Below are 22,057 nucleotides of genomic sequence, written 5' to 3'. Positions count from 1 at the left end.
ATACAATATGAAAGCAAAACAATACCACTCTCATAGATTCTTCTGTAGTAGCCCCGAGGGGAATCGAACCCCTATCTAAAGTTTAGGAAACTTCTAACCTAACTTTGAGTATCAGTCACTTGCGAGACTATTTCAATTTTTCGTAGAACTATAGTAGAACTTTTGCATTTTTGTTGAATACCCCTGCCTCTCCAAAAGAAGAATACAGGGGTACAATGCAACACCGATTTTCAGAATCGGTACTGCAAAGATATGACTTTTATTTCAAAGGACAAAGAAAAACCGGGCGCACTTCACAGCGAACCCGGCTCAGAACAAAAGTTCTACTCTATTACTAACACCTAATCATTTCTTTTTCCGTTTCTTCAATTCTATATATTCCGAATACACTATTTTGGTATGGGGATTGCTACTTACAACTTCTTGCCTAATAGCCTTTGTTCCCCATCGGAAAAACAACCATTGCTTAGGCACTCTATGCACTACTTGAAATAGGGTATCTACAGATTGTATGCGTAAATCCAGTTTCTTATCGGGCATGATTAAGCCATCAACATTTATCCACGGGTCTTTCCATCGTATCGCTTGGACTTTAAGATAGGATGTATCACGGTATATAATGCTATCCTTAACTATGGTTTGTACCTCCACCTCCGTTTTTGTTGCATTCGTGGAAGCCGCTTGTAACCTCTTTACTTTCAAGTCAAGTTCCTTAACGGTATTCGTCAAGTCGGCACAATGCTTTTCCACCTCAGACTTGGATAAAGTCAATGCCTGTACAGAAGCAGCGGATTTTCCGGATTCTGTTTGGTAAAATTCAATTTTCTCCAACAAGGCGGTTTGGTTGCCATCCAATCTTTCCTTTTCTGATTTCAACTTGGAACAATAAGCCCATAGCCCAAAGGTAGCCGCCATCAAAAGCCCACAGAGGGCGATTAATATCAAAAACGCTTTATTTCTCATATTCCTTGATGTATTGGATTATACCCTCTACGTGGGTGTTCACAATGTTTTGTTTCCCCTCCATAGATGTAAGGTAAGCAATATCTTCCTTGTTATCCATGAAGAAATTTTCCGTCAATACAGCCGGGCATTTCGTCTTGGAAAGGATGTAAAAATTTTCCTCCCAATCCGGGTCGCCATCCGAATAGTCACGCCTAATCTTTTGCCCGGTAATAAAGCAAGCGGCAGCATCATACATTCGGTTTGCCAATTCGTCAGCTTTCGTTTTGCCCTTAGTGGTATAGGCAGACCATCCACGGGCATTCATCCATTCGCCATTCCCGGCAGCATTGCAGTGGATGGAAACAAGCAACACGTTATTAGCTCCATATCGGGCGCAAATCTCGTTCACACGCCTTGCACGTTCAGCCAAAGGCACGTCCAAGTTCTCCTTAACAATGCGTTCCGCTACATAGCCACGTTTAGCCAGTTCACGCACGACTTCATCCGCAATTTCTCTTGTATAGGCATACTCCCTGAAAGTTCCATCCGGGCTGCGTTTACCTGGTGTATTTTCTCCATGCCCATTGTCTATAAGTATCTTCATTCTTGATTCAATTTATGGTAAAAATCTATTTTAATTCTGTCATATACCATTTGTACATTGGTATAAGCTCTGCCATTGTTCACCGTTTCCGCATAAACCTCTGACAACACACATTGCTCTACCCATTCAATCCATTCGGGCGAAGTGTAGCTTGACAATCGTTTCCCTCGATACGAATGTGCATCAAATCGGCTGTTTCTGTCCTCGTGCATATTCATAATCAAGGTGTGTACTTTCGCTTTCGTGGCTTCACGGTCTGCGATGTGGTTTTCTTCACGCACTTTCTTTATTATACGGCAAACCCTCTCAACGGCAAGGTCAAAGTAAATGCTTGATATGTTTTTTATCCGCAACTGCGTTTCGGGTCTTAACCCCTCTGCAATGTCAGTGAGCATATCATTTTGGGTTTTGGTTTCCGTCAGAAGTTCGGCTACCATAGACTGATTGCTTTTAATCATGTCGTTAATGATAGACTTGAACCACTTGAAACAAGCTACCATAAGTGCAGCCGCCAAACAGAGAAACACAGCGCACACTATCACCATAAAGCCAAAATCGCTTATGCCTTGTGCTACTTTCAAACTTTCTTCCATCATCGGTTTTTCTTATACTTGTTTCGCTTGTAATACTCAAAGTTATCCCTATCCTCCTGCGTGATTGGAGTATTCGGTGGAAAGAACTTAAACCCGTACATCGTTCCATAGCGTACCACTTTGATTACGGCACGAAATGGATATTTGCGCTTCGGGTCTAAAACAACATCTTTCAACTTCTTACTATCAGTATAGAAAGCGGATGCACCGATACCCTCGCCATAGGCGATTAGTGTTCTCGTTCCGTTCTCTGTCTGTCTTTCCTTACATCCCGTAAACACCGTGACCTCATTAATCACGGCATCTACTGAGGTGTATTCACAATCGAAAATATCTTCATTCAAGGATTCGGTTTCCTCAAAGTCCATTACCTCGTTCATAAGTCCATCGGTATATTATAGGTTTCACAATCGGCATCCACCATTTCACGGATAGCCAAACGGTCTTTCAAAAAGTTCTCATAGGGGGATTTCGCACTTTCGGCAAGCAATCCCAGCATGGCAGACTGATATTCGTTTACCAGCTTACTTTCTGTCTTAGCCGGGTATCTTGCAGTAAGCAACGTGCTGAAAATATTATCAGCCGTTTTTGGATATTCCACCCTCACGCTGTCATATTGGAACATCGTGCCTGTGGCACGTTCCGCATCAGTCGTAATCTCAATGCCACCCTCTTTGTCTGCAATAACCTTAACCTCTTTGATGTTATGGTTATAAAGGAACGTTCCCTGCCCGTTATTAAGAGAATCTATCACCTCCGGCTTAGTCTTAGCCAGCAGCCCTGTAGTCAAAACATTTGCTTCCATCGTTCAAACAATTATTAAAAATGAATTTACTGTGTTCCTCCGAGCATCTGATTATCCAGCCATATTCAGATGGGAAGAAGTGTTTAATATCCGTTTCATCTTTGATTTCGTATTTATTGATGGTGCGGTGGAATTTCTTATAAAACCTTTTCAGAATACCGCTTCTTAGCAATATGCCGTAATGGTTTTGTTTGAATCCCACATAATCAATGCTACGAGCATCAACCGGGAATATCTGCCAGTTGCTTTTAATCTCTACTTTCAATTCGCCACCCAAGTAAAGCCCCATCATGTCGAGTACGAAATGCAGTGCCTCTTTGTCAGCGCATAGTATCACCATATCATCCATATAGCGATAGTAGTAGATTTTCACCCCAAAACGCTTCATCACTATCTTAGCCAGTTCTTCTTTAACCCAATGGTCGAAATATGCTAAATAGAGATTAGCCAAATATTGACTTGTGAAATTGCCTATTGGCAGCCCCTTGTCTTTACCGTTACTATCTATTATCTTATCCAACAGCCTTAACAGTTGTTCATCCGCTATAGTGTAGCGGATTATCCTTTTCAATGCTGCGTGGTCTATGTTATCATAGAACTTCTTGATGTCAATCTTCAAACAGAACCTTGTACCTTTTCTGTCTATGATTAAAGCCGTATGCACATCCTCCATACATTTATGAATACCACGCCCTTTGATACAAGCGTATGTATTCGCAATGAAGAAGTTAGTCCAGTAACGCCCCAACACATTGATAATGCAATGGTGTACTATCCTGTCCGGGAAGAACGGGGCAATCATAATCACCCTTTCTTTCGGCTCATATATAACCTTAATCCGATATTCACCGGGGGTATAAGTTTCATTGCGCAAGTCCCAGTACAAGCTATCCAAATTCTCCAAAATGTTCTCATTGAACTTGGATATTTCGGTACGCTCTCCTTTGCCTTGCTGTGCCTTATATTGCGCCCGTATGAGGTTGGAGCATTCATATATCAGGTGATAAACATTCTTAATTTTCTTAGCTTGGGAAATGAATATCTTTCCTGTATCACCGACATATAAACCGCAATCCTCAAAATCCGAGTATTGATTAAAGCAGGTATCAGCCGTATAACATAACCCGTATTCAGTCTTTACTACACCCATTTGTGCCGTTGTTCTAAAACAGAGCTTTCAATTACTTACTTGCACCGTCCTAATCCATATTATTTTACCAACTATCAGACGTGCCGATAGTCCCTGTGAGGTAAGGGCGTGGCAGCAACAGTTATAAGTTGAAACCACGGTAAAAGCGGAACCCAATGTTCGCATTCGCATTCGAGGAACGATTATTCGCATTCAGATAACCGAAACCCGCATTCGCACCATTATTCGCATTAGCAGACAAAAGGGCACCAGCCGCCACAACCCTGTTATGTTTTTATTTTTTTCAATCCAACGCCATTTTCGTTGCTCCGTTCACCGAGTTTTGCAGTCCGTCAAAAACGGCACAAGCGGAACCCAAGGCACGCATCCGCAGACGAGGAACGATTAGTCGCAACCAGAAAACCGAAACCCGCATTCGCACCATTATTCGCATTAGCAGACAAAAGGGCACCAGCCGCCACAACCCTGTTATGTTTTTATTTTTTTCAATCCAACGCCATTTTCGTTGCTCCGTTCACCGAGTTTTGCAGTCCGTCAAAAACGGCACAAGCGGAACCCAACGTCCGCATACGCATACGAGGAACGATGATCCGCACCCAGAAAACCGAAACCCGCAGTCGCACCAAAATTCGCACCAGCAGACAAAAGGGCACCATACCAGCCTACAGCAGACCACGTACTACCACCTGTGGGAGTCCAATAGTAATCGCAATACCCTTTATTACTTGAACCTCCTACTTTTTCGGCAAAGGAATAACCTTTAGTGGAATGAGCCATAGAAAGCACATAGCCCTCAGTTCGTGGAAGCTCCGTAATGGCTTCATATCCGATAGGTACGGTAGTAGCACTATCTGAATGAGAGGTGAATTTTGTCGGGTCTTCGCATACATAGGCAATAGATACATCCGCTTTATGCCAAATTAGTACATCATCAGCAAGCATCCACAAGTATTCATAAGGAGTTTCCAAGCCACGGTAAGAGGTTACTTGTACCACCTTATCGCCACCAGTCCATCCCTTGATGGTGTAGGACACCTTACCCGTGTTGTTTCCCAGCGTTGCAGTAACACCGCAAGGCACAAAGGGTTTGTAACTTCCCCATGTATTCCACTCCGTACCATTAACAACCGGACCACTCCCTAAGCCTCCTTGATGGAATCCGTCAGCAGTCAGCGTTTCGGTGTAAGCATCTTGGCAGTGCAATGAGGCATATTCCACACGTTGCAACCAAGCAATTTCATTGTACACCCTGTACGCCCCGTGGTGTGTTCCGTTCTTGCAAAGAGGACGAACACCAGCCTTTGAAATGGAAGTACGAGGCATACCCAACATGGAGTTGTAAGTACCATCCTTAGCGGCATCACCAGCACCCGAACCGCCTCTGAATTGTGCGGCATTCGCTTTGAGTATAACAAATCCGTCTGAATCCCTTGCAATTTCATCGCCATTCCAAGTGAGCCAACATCCCGAAACGGCTACAGAGTTGGTAATATCCACCGTTGCATACCACGGGCTTACCGTCTTTCGTTCCATCTTGATAAAGCCGGGCAACGGATATTCGGAATAGGCACGAATCCATTTCGTTCCCTCTATTTCCAACTTGAAGTAATATTCCGGCTTTTCAAGCATTACATTACCGTCCGTGCTGTCAATCAAAGCCGTTGCACCCGAATCCTTTTTACGGCTGTCATTTTGGTTAAGGTAATACTTAACCGAGCCGTCAGGGTTTTCCACAAAGCGTTTCAGCTTCGCTTGAATGGGTAATGTACGGTGCAAATCCAAATTACCCACACGCTTTAGTTTGTAGTCCTGTGAGTTGAAATCACCTTGCACCCCATACCATTGGTCGTAAGGATATTGCGGTTTCGTGTTTCCGCTTCCCAATAATAATCCCATAGCTATAAGTTATTTAATAGTTTCACCAGCACCCCAATACACATCATATACCGAAAGGTCGATACCGTTTGGGGATATTACGGCTATCGCTCCGGGCGTCCAATCCCCGATAGGTACGGGGAACATACTAAATTCCTTATCACAAATGAGCTTGCATTTAAGCAGCGTACTTGTTTCCATCGTAACCTCTTTAGGTCGTACAAAGACGGTAAACGGAACACCACCCAAAGCAAAACCATTGGAAAGGTCTGTAACCTTACCTTTGGAAAGAATCCGTAGGCTGTACATCGTTGTTTCCATAATTCACTGAGTAAATCAAGTTTATTTAACTGCAAATATAATCATAAATGTGTTTGTTGAACACATTTATGATTATAATTAAAGTATATCATCAGATAATGAGGTATAACGTGCTTCAAGTTCATTGATTTTATCTCTTAGCAACTGCCTTTCATTATGCAATGCCTTTATCTCATACGGCATTGCATACCCCATTAGGGCGGCTTCGTAGCATTTGATTATCTTATAATCGCTACTTGCCAACACCTCCTTTGAGCGTTCAATCTCATGTGCCACCTTTTGAAAGTCGGGGACTTCTATGTATCTGAATGAAATCCTGTCCCCGGCATCGTATGGCACAATGCGCACAACATAGCCCTCCTTATCTGTGTTTTGTTTACTTTCATCTATTGCATCCACTGGCTTATATATGGTTGGCAGTTCAGCCACCTGTTCAATAACCGATACCATGCGTGTTGTTATTTCCCCCGTTTTCTCATTTCTGATTTTTTGAGGAATAGGGGCTATTTCTATACATTGTAGATAGTCGCCATCCATATATCCGTATAATACTCTTTCTTCCATATTTTTAGTATTTCCATCTACTTACTAACCATGCTTGTTTTTTAACTCCATCTACATATCCTACGGTATATACAAACATACCACCTTGACCCTCTCCAAAATCGTAGTAGTCATTTACCGAAGTATCATCATAGATTAGGTAGCCGCTTCTTGGTCTGAATCTCATATAGCCTCTCCACCACTGCTTTACAAATATAACCTGTCCTTCTTTAGGAGAAGCCGGAAGATACACTACTGATGCGGCAGACGTGTACCCTATTACCACGGTATCTTCTCTATTCAAATACCATGTGTTATTCGACGTTCCTGTAATACACTTTCGACCAAAAATCAAGCCTCCGGCAAATAAATCATAGAAGAAACCGCCAAAGGCTGGTGCAGTCCCCGAATTAGAAGCCCGACCATAAACACCTGCCACGATTGTATCTACCGCATTTATAGCCCATGTTCTTGCCGGAACATTTGCAAAACCAAGCCCAACAATAGCCCCACGGTGCGTATATCCGCTACTTGCTGGCATACCGTCCGTACCTGCCATATTTGAGAATATTCCCGTTGGTGACATATAGGAAACCGCATTAGAATAGTTAGGAGCATTTTTAGCCCTTGTTTCAAAAATTCCACGGTTGGCATCTATTGTCATTTTTGCGCCAAAATCAACGAGCGCATAATCACCACCACCACTTGAAGATTCAATATAAATACGAGCCATTGAAGCATCCAGCTCTACCCTGTTACCATTACCCATAGTGGAAACAATCTTACCGCCCTTAATAAACCAATCTCCAATGTTTGCCCCCTCAGCCAATAACAAGTTTGTGGCAATAGTTTCAAATTGCGCTCCAAACGTATTCCATTTGCTTGTTGTCGTGGGAGTGACATTTGAGAATGTTCCTGCATCAATACGGACTATATAGTATTGATTGTTGTATTTTACAGCATCCAACCGTTTGCTATTTCCGTAATAAGTCTTGGATGAATCATAAATACCCCTATAAACAAGTACGGGGCTATCGCCTTTCTCCCCCTTATCACCCGGCTTTCCATCTTCACCTTTATCACCTTTCGACCCCGTTACACATATTGCAGCCGTAGTGTCGCTCGTTCCATTCGTATAAGTGATAACCGAGCGTGTCCATATATACCATTTGTCTTTCCAAGTTGGGCGTGTTGTACTCCATGAGCCATTAAGTAATGAGGTTGCCGAACTGGATAGGTAGTATTGTTCAATAATAGAACTTACGCCAACACCGCTATCACCCGTAGAGCCTTTGCCGCCTGTAATACAAACCGCCTTAGTGTAGGTAGTCGTGTTGTCTGAATAAGATACTTTCGTTCTACTCCATATATACCTCCCATTTATCCATGTCGGGGCGGTTGTCTGCCACCCCGTAGTAGGCGCAACTGAATTTGACGTGCTTTGTGCATATTCCACATCTGCCAATGTCACACTAACACCAGGCTTTCCATCTTCACCATCATAAGGATTTACACGAATAGGGGTACTCCATTTCTGTATCATCAGGTCTGCTTTGCCATTCATTACGGAAGCAATGTCATTCACAGGTAAAGCCCCCATCAACAAACGTATATCATCGAAATACACGGCAGAACCGAATACATCATCATCGTAAATAGCAAAGCCTACAGCCATGATATTAACGCTACCACTATGTAATTGCTCTCCGTTTTTGAATACCGTAACGGTACGGTCATTAAAACGGAATGCAAGGTGAAACCACGTATTAGGCGTGATTGCAATACTCTTTTCCACATAGTGCCTACCGTTATATCCGTTCAACATCCACTTGACTTGATTTTGGTCTGACTTCATCCAAAAACAGAGTGTAAAACTTTCCCCAAAGGGTAAATCATAAGGAATACGGCTCTCCATTCCACCACTCAGATTGAGGGCATATCTCGTTCCGTCTTTTACTACCGTCCCACCGCCCAGCACACCATTATAACCGTTACCCGAAATATCGGCAATGCTTGAAGTGTCGTTAGCTTCAATGGGCAAATGAAATTTGGTACGGTCTGCAAGCCCGGACTTCTTAGCCATTGTACACCAAATATATTCCAACGCTCCTACTTTCGGCATTTCCGTACTCCACCCGGTAGGGTTGGAAGAATTAACATCCAAATCGGGCGGTACTAAAGTCGAGCCATTTTTAGCGTAACGATACTCGTAATATTCACCAGCTCCGGCATCCGTTCCACCTGTACCCGATTCGCCTTTAATCAAAGCCCAAGTGTAATCCATCGGATTATCACTGTCTTTCTGCACGTAGTCGGTGTATTGCCCTATGTAGTCGCCCGGCTCTTCACCATTGTTTGCAGTGAACGACATTCCCCCGTTGTCCGAATACTTGATATGGAAGTATGGAGTACGCCCATCTTCACCGGGTAAACCGGGCGTTCCGTCTTGTCCTTTCGTGTCGCTCCACTTGTAGGCACTTGGTTTGTCGCTATCGGTGGGTATCATATCCACATACAAACCCAACCATCTTCCGGGTGTTTCACCGTTTCCGGCTGTGAACGTTTTGCCGCCATCATCGGAATACTTCTTATGAAGATAGCTACTCTTTCCATCTTCCCCCTTAATAGCTCCAACATCTTTCCAGTTCGTGCCATCCCAAATATAGAGGTTGCCCCCGATTAGATAAGCATCGCCCTCTGAATTTCCAACGGTAGGCAGTTGTGAAACATTGTCCTTAGAACCTTTGATATTGATTGAAGTACCATCAGCACCACGCACACGAAAAGGAATACCCCACGCACCCTCCGTATCAGTCTTGGCGTTCTTTATACTCATCCAAACCACGTTTTCGGACGAAGTTCTGTGCCAACCTCCCGTAGAGCCATCCCCCGTAGGGGTGGCAGGCTTGGTTTCACTGTCATTATAGGTATAGAATACGGATAAACCGCTTTCTCCCTTATCCCCGGTAGAACCTTTCGCCACAACCGACCAATATACGGAATTGGTAGGCAGGTTGCCCATGCTTGGTGTGGGGTTAGTGTATCGGTAGGTACACGTTTCACCATTCACCGTGTAAGCCACCTCATCCCCGGCATAGTACACGTACTTCGGGTTATATGTGCCACGGAACACCCCGATATGTGAGGTGTCCCCACTATCAGAAAGCAAACGGACGTTGTGCAACGTTAATTGGCGTTTTGCCGTTACGTTCCAATCAATAGAACTTGAAGAATCACCGATACGGAACTTGTTGCCGTCCAAATCCAAATAGCACTCCTTATCGCTTGTTATAATCTTACCCGTAGTGATAGTGTTCCCATTAATACGGGTAAATCCGTAGGTGGTGGTAAAGTCCCTGAAATCATCATCCGAATGCACTGACCCCAATATACCCACTTGGAAATAATAGTTATTCGGGTCTTCGGTTGGTTCAACCTTTAGTTGTTCCTGTGTCACATACCAAATGCCATCCGTGCTTTTCTTGGAACACTTGGCAAACACATAGTACCCCTTTGGGCTTGATAGAGTGAATGAGCCAGCCGCCATGTTCCAATGCTTGATTATCTCATCATCAATAGTCAAGTGAGCCAATACCCCGGCAGAAGCATCAAAACGATTGGATATTCCGTTTACGTTGGCTTGCAGTATCACATCTATCAAAACAAATTGTTGGCTCTTAGACCCCACCGTAAGCATATTGGTGTCAATGGAATTGGGCTTGATGTTTTCGGGGTCAAAATAACCGTCCGTATCATACACCATTGTACGCAGTTCCTCTGTTGTACGCCATCCCCTCCGTGCCTTAGTCAAGTCCCGAAGCCGATTGTTTTCTATGATTGTTTCGTGCCGTCCAACATCCACAACCGTTTGAGTGATTGGGGAAATGGCTGTAATGTCCGAAAGGGTCAGTGTATAGTCATGCTCCACAAGCAGGTTCTTTGTCACCTTTTGGATGCGGATATTCTTTTCAATACCGAAACGCTCATCTTTCACGGGTACATAGTTACCCACATGAAAGACGGTTGTTTCGCTATCGCTTGGCAAAGCGTTCAAAAAATAGGAACGTTCAAAGGTAAGCTGATATTGCGCCCGTGCCTGTGTGCGTGGCTTGAACTCGTTATATCCGGCATACCATAAATCTTCCTCTGCATCATCTTCATAAGATTTAGGCAGGTGAATATCCGTAATCTTATACGTGTCACCCTCCGTTATTCGGTAAGCCTCGCTTTCAGTGGTAGGAATAGTTAGCCCCCTGTTGTCCGTAAATGGAATGAGCGTAAACCTTTTTGTTGCATGGTCGTATCCTCCCTTTTTCGCCAATTCAAATTGTTGTCCGGCTAATTTACCCGAAATGAAATTAATCTTTGCCGATACCTCGTTAATCAGATACTTTGTACCTTTATCGTCTTTCTCGTTCAGGTCAAAGTCCATTGTATCATCAATGAAGCTGTTTATATCATCAGCCACCAAAGCAGTAACCGTACCCGTCCGTTTCGGGAAAATATTATCATACGTCACAGCATCCTCATCACTACCCAGTGCATCCCTCAAATCGCCATCCTCCAAATAACGCTTGTTATCATCGGATATGCCTATATATTCGCTCTGAGGCGGTACTATTGTACCGTCCCATAGTTTGTGTTCCTTTTTGTTCAAACGCACTGGAAACGGAAGCTGTAGGCGTTCTGAATAGTCCCTGTAATCACTCCGAATGTTGGTCGTGCCACCCTCCACCCAAAGTCTTGTGATAATGGTCTTATCATCTACCTTTTGCTCTTTGAGCTTGTACAAGCCGTTGCCTTTGCCCCACTCAAAGAAAGCGTTGCCACCCGGGGGCACAACTTTTGCACCGAACTTTCCTATGTGGATGGTACGCACCCCGTCCTTTTGGGTAATGAGAAACTCCAAATCAAATTCACGGTCACTGCAAAGCATTTGCAAAACCTGTAGGCAATTGTTACGGGCAAAGGAAATGGTACGTGGTTCTGTGTCCGGGCAATTAGCTTCATCGAAAGCCCATAAGCCCGGATAGTCACGGCTCACGTTGTAGATAAGCACCTTTACAAAGTCCCGGATATTATAAGTGAGGTCAAACGTGCTTTTGCTGGATTTCCCGTTTGCATCGGTGTTTCGGTACAGGCTTTTCATCAGCTCGTACATCACTCCGTAGAAAGTGGCATCATGCACATAATGGTTGTCCGAAAGCATTTCACGGTTCACCTTAGTACGGATGGTGTATTCTTCACCCTCCACTATGATTTTATCTCCCTTGCCTAAATTAAGCAACTCAGAGGAAACAATGGAAAGCTGTACGTTATCATCCCCCATTAAGGAACTGTTTTGAGCGGCTGATTTCAGCGTACAAAACGGCTCTTTGGAAAACAAGCGTACCTTTTCACCGTTGCGCCTGATTATTTCAAGAGTTCCCATATCACAATAGCATTGGTTTCAAATTTTTCAATGTCTTCAATCACGCCCGAAACGATTATCTCGTATTCACCGGGTGTAACGTAAGTGTGTTCTATCGTTTGTTCGCTGCCGGACACATCGTAAGTGTGCGTGCCGTCACCCCAATAGATATTAAGCAGCTTGGACGAAGTGACGGTAATCGTAGCCTTGCCGTTTGCAGTTCCACCTATATATCTAAGCACCTTTTTCACAGGTTCATCTTCCACCAGCTTTAAACGGAATGTACCCACCATCAAATCGTTGCTATATTGTCCCCAGCTCTTTTCCGGGTCTGCCTCATCCAGCAATTCCACTTCATATACCAAAGGCTTTGCCTTTCCGTCATAGTCCACACGCAAACGGTGGTTCCCCTCCGCATCGAATTGGGAAAAGAAAAGGTTTACCCATTCCACATAGGCGGCACGTCCCGAAGCCTCAATAAAGCAATCCAGTGTAATGTTGCGTTCCTTGTAGCGTGGTCGCTTCTTATCCCTTACAATACCGTGGTAATTGTCCCAGTTCACTTGCAAGGCTTCTTTGCGCTCCAACCGTCCAACCAATCCGGCACTTTTGGAAACGAATACCCCAAACTCCTTGAAGTTCTTTCCGTCTATGAAATATTCCACATCCGTATCTTTCTGCAACTCGAATATTTCACGGGGTTCTTTCGCCACGTCAAACAGTTTCACTTCGTCCAGCAAGGCTTTCGTCCCAAAAAGTGATTGGTCGTTGATGGAAAGCCCCGTTGGTGTCTTTGGTAATATTTCACTGAATATCCGGGTCGTGTTCTCATAGACGGTAAACATATTGCCGGACTTAACGAAAGCAAAGAAAATCCAGCCATCGGGCATTACATCAAGCCATTGCTCTTTATAATTGTCTATACCGGGCATATTCAGCACCCAGCCTAACTTTTGAGAAACAGGCAGCACCCAAAAACAAAGTGTAAAATTACCGCTAAAGGGTATGGAACGAGCTGTTTCGCATTCGCCCGTACCATTCAAAGCAAGTGATTTACCCACTTTAGATTTCTTAGAAAAATCCGCACCATCCGATAAGGTGGCATCGTTGCGGTACTGTGAAAAGTCGTAAGCTATACTACCGTCCGGGTCATCGAAAGGCAGGTGTAAAATCATGTTCTTATCCATATCAGTAAGTATTTTTATTCATTTGTCTAACTTCTATCCCCACTCCCTCTATATCCGCTTTGGCATTGCCATACAGATTCACAAGCACCTTTGCATCCGTTCCGGCTACCGCCACATACAGATACGAGTTATCGAAAGCGTCTATGGTAACAATCGCATTGTCCGACACGTTTACGGCACTATGGGAATCATGCCGTGCATATACCCGTGAAACAGAATAGCCGTCATACTCCAACATAGCTTTGCAGTCACCATTCAGCACCACATCGGGTAAATTCACCTTATCCGTAACCTCATCATCCACAAACACCCCGTAAACCTCGCATTTGCCTTTGAAGTGTTCCCGTATAAAGTCAAGCGTGGGGTAATTCTCCGATATACAGAAATCTATGCCCTTAATGTAAAGCTGTATCAGTTGCTCATAGTCAAGCCCCGTTCTTAGCTTCATTTGCCACATCCGGCAAAGCCCCTTTGCCTTGCCATCCTCTTTAAGTTGTTGTACCAGTTCCATAACTATGCTATTCCTTGTGATAAAAGTGAACTATCTTTATTTTCAATGCGCTTCAAAGTAGTTTTAATCTCCGTCAGCTCTGATGCACTCAACTTCGTGTTGGCGGCTATTTCGGCTTGGTAAACAAGTGCCTGCCTCATAATAGAGGTTTGGTCGCTTTGGTTTATGACAAAGGCATTCAACCGCCCGGCTATCACACCGCCCGTTTCCTCATTCATGGAAGTAACCGCACCCGTAAGGGGGTCTTGCTGTACGGTTTCTTCCTCCACATCCTTAATCCAATCACCAATACCCTCCAATGCGGAATTGAACAAATCCCCGGCAGCGTTCACCATCCTTTCAAATTCTCGCTTCTCTACATCGGTCAGTTTCCCGTCTTTCATGGATTCTCCCAAATAGAGAACGGCATCATTGATTCCCTTTGCCAAAAACTCACGTTTCAACGCTTCCACAACCGCTTTTTTAAGGACTTCTTTTGTCTTTTCGCCCAATGCTTCCGCTGCATCCTCACCTTTGCAATAAGCATCTACCAACGCATCGGCAAATTCATCAATGGCGGTTTTTACATCCGTTCCGGCAAGCGTTTCCATCATTGACCTATCCAAATCCTCTATCTGTTGGGTAATGGATTCTATTTGCTCGTTCCACTGTTGGATTTTTCCGTTATCGGTTTTCTTCTTATCCTTTTCAGCTTGAATTTGCTTTCTTAAATCCTCTTGTTGCTGTTTGAGGTTCTTTTTCTGAGCCTCATAGATAGAAAACATATCTCCGTTTTCTTCCGCATTCTTCAACTGTTTGTTGAGTTCCTTAATCTCCTTGTTGAGTTGAGCGTAACGGGCAAAATCCCAATTCTTCTTTGCTACGTTGGCTTCTTGTTCCAAAGCCCGTATTTGGTCGTTAATCAGTTGGATATTCTTTTCGTAGGCTTCACGTTGGCTATCATTGAACACCCAATAAGTATTATTGTAGGCTCGTTCCAAACGGCTGTAGGATTGTTCCAGCGCATCTATTTCCTTTTGCAGATTTTGAATTTTCTTCTCATACTTGGAATCATGCAATTTGGCAAATATGCCCACTACAGAAGTAACGGCACTTACCATACCCGTAACGCCTCCCAATATGTCACCGCTCATCATTTTACCTACAGAGGCGGCGGCATTGCCCAACTGCCCGAACAACTCCATTGCAGTGCCTAAGCCGTTTGCCAAATCATCCTGTCCCAAATCAGAAAACATGGATGCAATGGCATTGCCGCACGTGGTAGCCGTATCGGTAATCGTTTCAATGGACTTGGTTACGCCTTTGGCGGCTTTCTTCATGTCAGCCTCTGCCTTTTTCACATCCTCATCCGTACCCTTTCCGGCAGCAACATTCGCTTTGGCTTCTGCCAGCTTCTTTTTGGCTTCAATGTAATCATCATAGAACGTGCCTAAAGCCTTAAAGGGATTCTTTGAAATAAGCGTTTCCTTTGCTTGATTCAAACTATCAATCAAAGCACGGTAATCTACGGGATTCAGTTTCAAATCCGCATCTTTTAGCTTTGTTTCAATATCAGCCACCAACTTATCTATTTCAGCTACAGAAAGGCTATCCAAATCGCCAAATAACTTCTTCCAACTATCCGATTGCTTTAACATATTGGCGGTAAGGGTGCTTAACGCTTCTGCCTCCGACTTGTTTACTTGGTTAATCCGTTCTTGGTCGCCCGTCTTTTGAGCGGCAGCACGCAGCAAGGCGTATTCCTTTTGGATGTCATTTCTTTGTTCCTCAAAGGTTCTGTAAGAGGAAAGTATCTTTTGCTGTACTTCTTCCTGTAACTTTTCATCTTCTTCTGAAACAAACAAAGTGGCTTCCGCTTTTTCGTCAGCACCCACAAGCCCGGAACTTCCATTAGCCAGCTTCTCTTTTGCATCGGCTATGGCTTCCAACTTCTCGGCAAGTGTTTGGGCTTGCTGAATGGTCTTAGATACAGATTCCTTGAAAGAATCCATAGCGGACTTTGCCCCCGTGATTTCATTGTATTGCATATTAAGGGAAATAAGTTGGTTACTTTCTCCCTCTGTGAGTGTTCCGGCTTGTTGTTTATCCTTTAGAGCCTTGATTTCATTTTCCACATACTCCTTGTATGATTTACCGCCTTTTAAAAGCGTGGCAAATTGGGTATTGGCTACATCTTCGCCCATGTTACGCACCCAACGGAAATACAAGGCATATTGCTGTTTCTTGTACTCTATTTCACCGTCAAAGAGTTTGTTTTGGGCTTTGTCATATTTCTTGTTTTCAAGTGTTCGCCTTTCATCGAAGCCGTCCTTTTCAGACTTAGATAAGCCACCTTTTCCGGCATCCTTACGAGCTTTAGCCAAAGCCTTTTCCTCTTTGTCTATATTATCCAATGCCTCCTTGTGTTGGAGCGAAAGGGTGCGCTTGCGTTTTTCGTAGCCCTCTTCCAAGACTGCAATACGGTCAGCCTCCAATTTGCGGTCAGCTTCAAGTTGCCTTTCACGTAGTTGCTTGGCGGCACTATCCGCTTTATCCCCCGTGGTATGCTTGGGTAAACGGGCTTCCAACTTCTTTATTTGCGTATCATAACTCTTATAGTCAGAACTACCGATAATGGCAGCTTCACGCAATTCTTTAAGCTGCTTGATACGGTCTGATATTCCCTTTTCCGTGTTAAGGTTTGTATTCTTGGTGTTTACAGCACCATTCAATTTATCCAACAAGTCTTTCAGCTCTTTCAGTTGGGTATTATCGGCTTCCACCTTTACCTTTTTGGCATTGAGGGTATCAATACTTTTCTGAGTTTCACCTATTTTCTTATCCAGCTCGTTAAACGACATAGCCACATAGTCGGTACTCTCTGTTACAGAAGTCGTATCTTTTTTACCATAGAATTTTTCAAGTTGCCTATCTACCTTGCCTATGGTTTCATCTGCCTTTTTTGCTGATTGTGCGACACTTTCAAGATAAGTTTTTATATTTTCCTTGAAAGCATCCATTTCTTTACCTGTAGCCCCGGTGGACTTTTGTACGGCAGAAACAATGCTATCCAATGAGTTGTTGAACGCATCGGTATAGGCTTGACCTGTTAGCCCTTTCAATTGGTTTGCGGATTCTACCGCCATAGATTCTACCGCATCCCATACAGCCCCCGAAGCTCCACGAATAGAACTTGAAGCCACATCAACAACCTTATTCATCATAACGGTTACACCCTCCGGGGTGGTTTCCATAACTTCTTGAATTTCTTTGTAGGTTGCATCTTCGGCATTCTCTTTCAGCTTATCAAGTGCATCCGTTTGGCTTTGTACCAGTTCTTGCATAGCTTGTTCGGTATATTTAGCCTTGATTTTTTCGGCTGTAGTTTGCTGAATGGCTGTAGTCAATTCCTCATATTTAAGACGCTGTAAATCAAGTGTAGCGTTTTCATCAAGCAATGTCTTATTATATTGTTTACATACGGCATTGATTTTTTCAATCGTATTTTTATGTGTTTGAGTTCCTTTCTCCGTATTTTGCAATACGGCAAAAAGTAAATTCAAATCGTCAATCTCTTTTTTCGTGGTATCTTGAAATTCACCCGTTGCCGTGGTCGCTTCTTTTTGTTTGCCCGTAAAAAGAGTAATTACACTGACTAATGCACCTATCAATCCCATTACCCAGCCGATAGGATTGCTCATCATGGAAGCCCAAAGAGCTTTCACCGCTACCGTTGCTTTTGTCGTGATTGCAGTCAGTACGGAAGTTACAGCCCCTTGTGTTGTCTTTGCCGTAGTATCTGCCACGGAAGCGGCTGTGGATTGCTTGGTGGCTGTAGCTTCAAGTAGTTTTTTCTTTGCGTAAAAATCGGATTGGGTGGCTAAAGCCGTCTTTCGTGCGATAGCTGCGTTATCCTCCGCTGCCTCCATCTTCTTAGTGGCAATGGCTATCTTTTCAGCGTTCCCAGTCTGTTGTGCCCTGTACACTTCCAAATAGGCACGTTCTACAGCCGCCTTTGCCGCCAGTGCATCAGCCCGTGCCGATTCCATCTTTACGGCTGCTGCCTTGACATCGGTACGCATGGCATTTAAGGTAGCCGCACTGTTTTGTGTCTTAACGGCAACCTCATTTTCCAAAGCGGCACGATACACGGCACTTTTAGCCGACAAGTCTAACTTGCTTAGAGCTTGCTTTTGTTCAACGGTAAGAACACTCAGAGCCACCGCCTCATAATTGGCAGAAGAAGCCGTTAGATTCAAATTGGAAAGGTATTCTGCTTGTTGGATGGTAAGCATTTGTTGAATGGTGGCAATGCGTAACTGCTTTACCATGTTGGCGTGTTCCTCTACCGTCAGTTGCGCTTGCAATGCTGCGACATGGCTGTTTTGGGCTGCAACCATCGCTTTTGTCTGAGCTACCATCTGCCCAGTAGCAACGGCTTCCAACTTCATTAAGGAAATCTTAGCCTGCCTTGCCGTGTTATCCAAAAGAGCAACGCCCGTATATCCCTTTGTGGCTAATGTATTCAGTACAATAGCGGCTTTCACGCTTCCATAGCCTATAGCAACGGCTTTCAAAATACGCAAAATATCATCCAAATGCTCTGCCATATAGGTAGCACTTTCAATAGCTCCGGCAAAAACATCTTGGTTATCCGCACCCAACTTGTTTAACGATTGTTCCCACGCATCACCCATGTTGGAAATCATACCCGTTAGGGACTTGCTTTGTTCTTGCATGAGGTTGTAGTAAGTCCCGGCTTTACCCGTCATGTTTTGGAAAGCCTTTTCTACTTCCGCAAAGCCAACCTTACCCTCCGTTACAAGGCTGGAAACTTCATCTTTGGTTACGCCAAGCACTTTAGCCAGTTCCTCATAGATGGGAATACCACGCCCGGCAAACTGCCTAATATCCACGGTAAATGCCCTGCCTTGTGTCCGTAGCGTTCCATAGAGGTAGGCAATATCCTGTAGTGGCGCACCCACGCCCGAAGCCACGTTACCAAGCATTACCAGCTCATCCACCACATTATCCACGGTTGAGCCGTAAGCAAGCATCTGTTTGGCACTACTCGCAATGCCCGAAAGGTCAAACGGAGTTTTGGCGGCTGTATCAATAAGCCTATCCATCAAGCCCTTTGCTTGCGTACCACTTTTGAGCATGGTTGTAAAGGCAATTTCCAACTGTTGAAACTGCCCACGTGTTTGCACGATACTTTGAAGCAAAGTCCCCATACCCTGCCCAACGAGGTAGGAAACAATGTATTTCGCCCCATTTTGCGCAAAGCTCTGAATGGAGTTATCCATCACAGACGATTCCGATACGGCTGTGGATGAAACCTGTTTGATACTCCTTTCCATCGCTTGTGCCGACACGTTGAAATCATTTATATCAAGGGTGGCTTTGAACGCCAACGCTCCGTTTATATTATCCATTACATTATTCCTTTCAGATAATTCTTAATATCATCCTTTGTCTTTAGCTGTACAGGCGGCTTCCCACCATCTTTGTTTCCGTCCGTTTGCTCCGGCTCTTGTTCCACACGTGCCGCATCTGCCAGCATGATTTGTACGTTTAGCCAACTGATACCCCAAAGCAGATAATCGTAAGTCCAGCCAAAGGACTTGATAATTTCCCCACGATTACCCCACGGGCTATTTAGCCCGATTACTCTACTCGGTTTGCTTTGAGTTTCTTCGGATTGGTCGTTCCTATCTCCCGTATTGACCGAATAGAGGACGTAAAACCCCCGGGATTCATCATTTGGCTTATCACGTCTGCCAGCTTTTCAAGCCGGGTAGATGTAAGGTGTTCCATGAAAAACGCTTTCAAGGCTTTCACCTCTTTGTCTTTAGAGGGGTCAGCTACCACGGGATTGTTAAGCACGGCTACGGCTGCAATCTCAGCCATCAGAGGAATATACTTGAAAAGGCGTTTGCTTTCCTGTATGGGTTCGGCTTGTATCTTTTCCTCATCGTATTCTATATTCAGATACAACCGCCTCAAACAATCCATCGTACCCAAATAAAGAGGCTTCAAATGGAAGTGGCGCATATATACACGCTCCATAGTTTGCAAAGCGGCATTGGGTACTTCTGTTTCGGACACATCCCAGCCTTTGGGAATACGTTTGTCACGCCACATCTTTACATGGTTCGGAAAATGCTTATTCCACCAACGGATGAAGCGTGGCGGTTTTACCGGGTTAATTTTAAGCGGTACATTGAATTTCACTCCCATGTTCACAAGTGCCTGTATCGCCTTTTCTTCGATTTCCAAGCGTTCTTCACGGGTCAATTCACGTTCATTATTCAGTTGTTCCATTTGTCTTAAAAGTTAAAAAGCCCCCCATCCGGGGATAGGAGGCTATCGGTTCTCAGACTTTTTCAGTGTCATGCTACTGTTGGGTCGCTCATTTCCTCGCTTGCTTGCAAGTTTGATTGGAACTTGATAGTCATAGGCACAAGGCAGATACCCTTTGAAGAATAGGTAATCTCGAATGTCGGGATGATACGCACATTGGCACACCCGATAAACAAGCCCTCTTCCGGTTGAATCCATAACGCCCACTCCTTGTATTCCAATTTTCGTGGACGAATCCAAGTGCGCTTGCCCTTTTCTCCAGCAATAGTACCACCGAAATAACGTGCAAGCAATTCCAAATCCGGGTCCATCAAAGAAAGCTCCACATTTGTAGGTGTTTCACCCACCAACGTAATAACCTTGCTTGACGTTTCCGACTTATGTTCCGTGATTTCGGGAGAATCATCTTTCAAGTTGCAAGTGTCTTGATACACATCGCCCAAATCAAGCCATTGGTTGCCTTTTGCGGGCATACTTCCATCGGTCATGGCAGGGGCGATATAAATCTTTTTCAACCCCATTGTTGCTAAAATCGGCATAATCTTAATTTTTTATTAGTTGATACTCTTTTCTCTTACTGTAAGCTCCAAAGCAAGGGAAACAAAATGTTCGTTTTGGTCTTTCTCCTTAATCGGTGGGTTAAACCGCCCTATGTTCCAGTTATAGCCTTTCCCACTTTCATAATGGTTTTTCAACACCTCAACCACCTTTGCCCTTATCTCTATGAGCCTCTTAAAATGTGTCCTGTAAACGGCTTGCCCCTTGCCTTTGGCTATCACCTTATCCGGCACATGAATATTCACGTTTATCTGACCGTAGCGCACGGATGCTTCACCGTCTATCGTATGAGGGACAATTATCACATCCTCTTTGGTGTAGTCGTTACGCTCGTAATCAATCACACCCGAAATGAAGTTTTTCACCTCGCTTGCTTGAAGCATGGCGTAAACCTTTGTTGCTATTTCCTCAGTCGTTATCATGCTGCGTTCCCGAATAATTCGATTGCTTTCTTATTAGCTTTCATCACCAACTTGTTAATCTCGGCAGGAAGTTCGCTTTTGGCTTTCAGTTCGGCAGGTAGAATCACGTTGTACCCTTTGGCTTCCACGTAGGCGGCATAATTCATTCCGGCTACTATAATGAGGGAAAAAGTGTTTGGCAGCGTGGCGGCATACTTCATTGCAGCCTCCAACATGGCTTTCGCACCCTCTCCGGGCTGGTCTGACCCACCATAGTAAACGATTTCCTTATTCTGTACCACGGCATAGCCTATAGAGTTGGTTAAATTGCCCGTTTGGTCTTGGTAGTTGTGGCTATCCTTAGCATACTTAGCCAGCTTTTCGCCCATGTATTTTAACAAGGTTACGAAAGCCAATTCAAGTTGCTTTTGGAAAGCAGCCACGGGGTTTAAGATAGCCCCTTTGTCAAACATCGGCATTATCCCCATATCTCTATGTATTTAGGGTTTGTATCATCTATTCCCGAAATGGTGAACTCATCCACACCTCCACGCTCCAAAGTCACTTCCACACGTGCGCCTATACTCAAATCACCCTCAAAGTAGGATGGTAAAAACACATCAAAGGTGTATGAATACATTTGCCCGTCCGTTCCCAATCGTTGCTTGGCAGGTATGAATTTCTCCACTTGACACTCACAGCCTTTCACCCACACGGGCGCATCATCGTCCGTGTAAAATCCCGTTGCTTCATCCCTCGTTGCTTCAAGGGGCAAAGCGGTGTATCTGAAAGTTCCGTTATTCCGTGCCATA

General features: G+C 44.3%; 20 protein-coding genes and 1 tRNA gene. All 21 read right to left on the bottom strand.

The annotated features are described in order from the left end of the window. Positions 1–48 precede the first annotated feature (48 nt). Positions 49–129, bottom strand: a tRNA-Arg gene (locus tag HMPREF0106_RS26915). A 216-nt stretch (positions 130–345) separates the two neighbouring features. After that, positions 346–963 carry a DUF6549 family protein gene (locus tag HMPREF0106_RS21770; protein ID WP_008642540.1) on the bottom strand — a complete coding sequence of 206 codons (618 nt, stop codon included), beginning with the start codon at positions 961–963 and terminating at the stop codon, positions 346–348. Continuing rightward, positions 953–1,549 carry an N-acetylmuramoyl-L-alanine amidase gene (locus HMPREF0106_RS21775; protein WP_005650556.1) on the bottom strand — a complete coding sequence of 199 codons (597 nt, stop codon included), beginning with the start codon at positions 1,547–1,549 and terminating at the stop codon, positions 953–955. Before HMPREF0106_RS21775 ends, HMPREF0106_RS21770 begins: the two co-directional genes overlap by 11 nt. Continuing rightward, on the bottom strand, positions 1,546–2,145 hold the full coding sequence (locus HMPREF0106_RS21780; protein WP_009038912.1) for a hypothetical protein: 600 nt from the start codon (positions 2,143–2,145) through the stop codon (positions 1,546–1,548). The genes HMPREF0106_RS21775 and HMPREF0106_RS21780 overlap by 4 nt, the downstream gene beginning before the upstream one ends. Further along, on the bottom strand, positions 2,142–2,522 hold the full coding sequence (locus HMPREF0106_RS21785; protein WP_005650559.1) for a hypothetical protein: 381 nt from the start codon (positions 2,520–2,522) through the stop codon (positions 2,142–2,144). The genes HMPREF0106_RS21780 and HMPREF0106_RS21785 overlap by 4 nt, the downstream gene beginning before the upstream one ends. Then, entirely contained in the window at positions 2,519–2,947 is a 429-nt protein-coding gene (locus HMPREF0106_RS21790; RefSeq protein ID WP_005650561.1) for a hypothetical protein, read from the bottom strand. The genes HMPREF0106_RS21785 and HMPREF0106_RS21790 overlap by 4 nt, the downstream gene beginning before the upstream one ends. Further along, entirely contained in the window at positions 2,910–4,097 is a 1,188-nt protein-coding gene (locus HMPREF0106_RS21795) for a reverse transcriptase/maturase family protein (protein WP_008642534.1), read from the bottom strand. Before HMPREF0106_RS21795 ends, HMPREF0106_RS21790 begins: the two co-directional genes overlap by 38 nt. A gap of 283 nt (positions 4,098–4,380) precedes the next feature. Continuing rightward, the gene (locus HMPREF0106_RS28100) at positions 4,381–4,512 is read right to left on the bottom strand and encodes a hypothetical protein (protein WP_255344213.1); all 132 of its coding nucleotides are present in this window, start codon (positions 4,510–4,512) and stop codon (positions 4,381–4,383) included. 119 nt (positions 4,513–4,631) lie between these two features. After that, entirely contained in the window at positions 4,632–5,993 is a 1,362-nt protein-coding gene (locus HMPREF0106_RS21800; protein ID WP_009038911.1) for a hypothetical protein, read from the bottom strand. Between the two features lie 9 nt (positions 5,994–6,002). Continuing rightward, positions 6,003–6,293 (bottom strand): hypothetical protein, encoded by a 291-nt coding sequence (locus tag HMPREF0106_RS21805; RefSeq protein ID WP_005655400.1) that lies wholly within the window; start codon positions 6,291–6,293, stop codon positions 6,003–6,005. Positions 6,294–6,371: 78 nt separating this feature from the next. Further along, positions 6,372–6,857: a hypothetical protein gene (locus tag HMPREF0106_RS21810; RefSeq protein ID WP_005655401.1), complete on the bottom strand. Its 486-nt coding sequence runs from the start codon at positions 6,855–6,857 to the stop codon at positions 6,372–6,374. A gap of 4 nt (positions 6,858–6,861) precedes the next feature. Beyond that, the gene (locus tag HMPREF0106_RS21815; protein WP_008642529.1) at positions 6,862–12,267 is read right to left on the bottom strand and encodes an N-acetylmuramoyl-L-alanine amidase; all 5,406 of its coding nucleotides are present in this window, start codon (positions 12,265–12,267) and stop codon (positions 6,862–6,864) included. Continuing rightward, positions 12,249–13,433, bottom strand: a complete 1,185-nt coding sequence (locus HMPREF0106_RS21820) for a hypothetical protein (protein WP_008642527.1) — start codon at positions 13,431–13,433, stop codon at positions 12,249–12,251. The genes HMPREF0106_RS21815 and HMPREF0106_RS21820 overlap by 19 nt, the downstream gene beginning before the upstream one ends. Before the next feature lies 1 nt (position 13,434). Beyond that, the gene (locus HMPREF0106_RS21825; protein ID WP_005655404.1) at positions 13,435–13,944 is read right to left on the bottom strand and encodes a hypothetical protein; all 510 of its coding nucleotides are present in this window, start codon (positions 13,942–13,944) and stop codon (positions 13,435–13,437) included. A 2-nt stretch (positions 13,945–13,946) separates the two neighbouring features. Then, the gene (locus tag HMPREF0106_RS21830) at positions 13,947–19,358 is read right to left on the bottom strand and encodes a tape measure protein (RefSeq protein ID WP_008642525.1); all 5,412 of its coding nucleotides are present in this window, start codon (positions 19,356–19,358) and stop codon (positions 13,947–13,949) included. After that, positions 19,358–19,486 carry a hypothetical protein gene (locus tag HMPREF0106_RS28095; RefSeq protein ID WP_005655406.1) on the bottom strand — a complete coding sequence of 43 codons (129 nt, stop codon included), beginning with the start codon at positions 19,484–19,486 and terminating at the stop codon, positions 19,358–19,360. Before HMPREF0106_RS28095 ends, HMPREF0106_RS21830 begins: the two co-directional genes overlap by 1 nt. 104 nt (positions 19,487–19,590) lie before the next feature. Continuing rightward, positions 19,591–20,247, bottom strand: a complete 657-nt coding sequence (locus tag HMPREF0106_RS21835) for a hypothetical protein (RefSeq protein WP_005655407.1) — start codon at positions 20,245–20,247, stop codon at positions 19,591–19,593. 68 nt (positions 20,248–20,315) lie between these two features. After that, complete coding sequence (locus HMPREF0106_RS21840; protein ID WP_005655408.1) at positions 20,316–20,825, bottom strand: hypothetical protein; 510 nt, start codon at positions 20,823–20,825, stop codon at positions 20,316–20,318. 15 nt (positions 20,826–20,840) lie between these two features. Continuing rightward, positions 20,841–21,266, bottom strand: coding sequence for a hypothetical protein (locus tag HMPREF0106_RS21845; RefSeq protein ID WP_005655409.1), 426 nt, complete (start codon positions 21,264–21,266; stop codon positions 20,841–20,843). Beyond that, entirely contained in the window at positions 21,263–21,733 is a 471-nt protein-coding gene (locus HMPREF0106_RS21850; protein ID WP_005655410.1) for a hypothetical protein, read from the bottom strand. Before HMPREF0106_RS21850 ends, HMPREF0106_RS21845 begins: the two co-directional genes overlap by 4 nt. Beyond that, positions 21,724–22,056, bottom strand: coding sequence for a hypothetical protein (locus tag HMPREF0106_RS21855; RefSeq protein WP_005655412.1), 333 nt, complete (start codon positions 22,054–22,056; stop codon positions 21,724–21,726). The genes HMPREF0106_RS21850 and HMPREF0106_RS21855 overlap by 10 nt, the downstream gene beginning before the upstream one ends. Between the last annotated feature and the right edge of the window lies 1 nt (position 22,057).

It is taken from the genome of Bacteroides sp. D22 (assembly GCF_000163675.1).
GTDB classification, from domain to species: domain Bacteria; phylum Bacteroidota; class Bacteroidia; order Bacteroidales; family Bacteroidaceae; genus Bacteroides; species Bacteroides xylanisolvens.
This window is presented reverse-complemented; position numbering and strand designations above follow the sequence as displayed.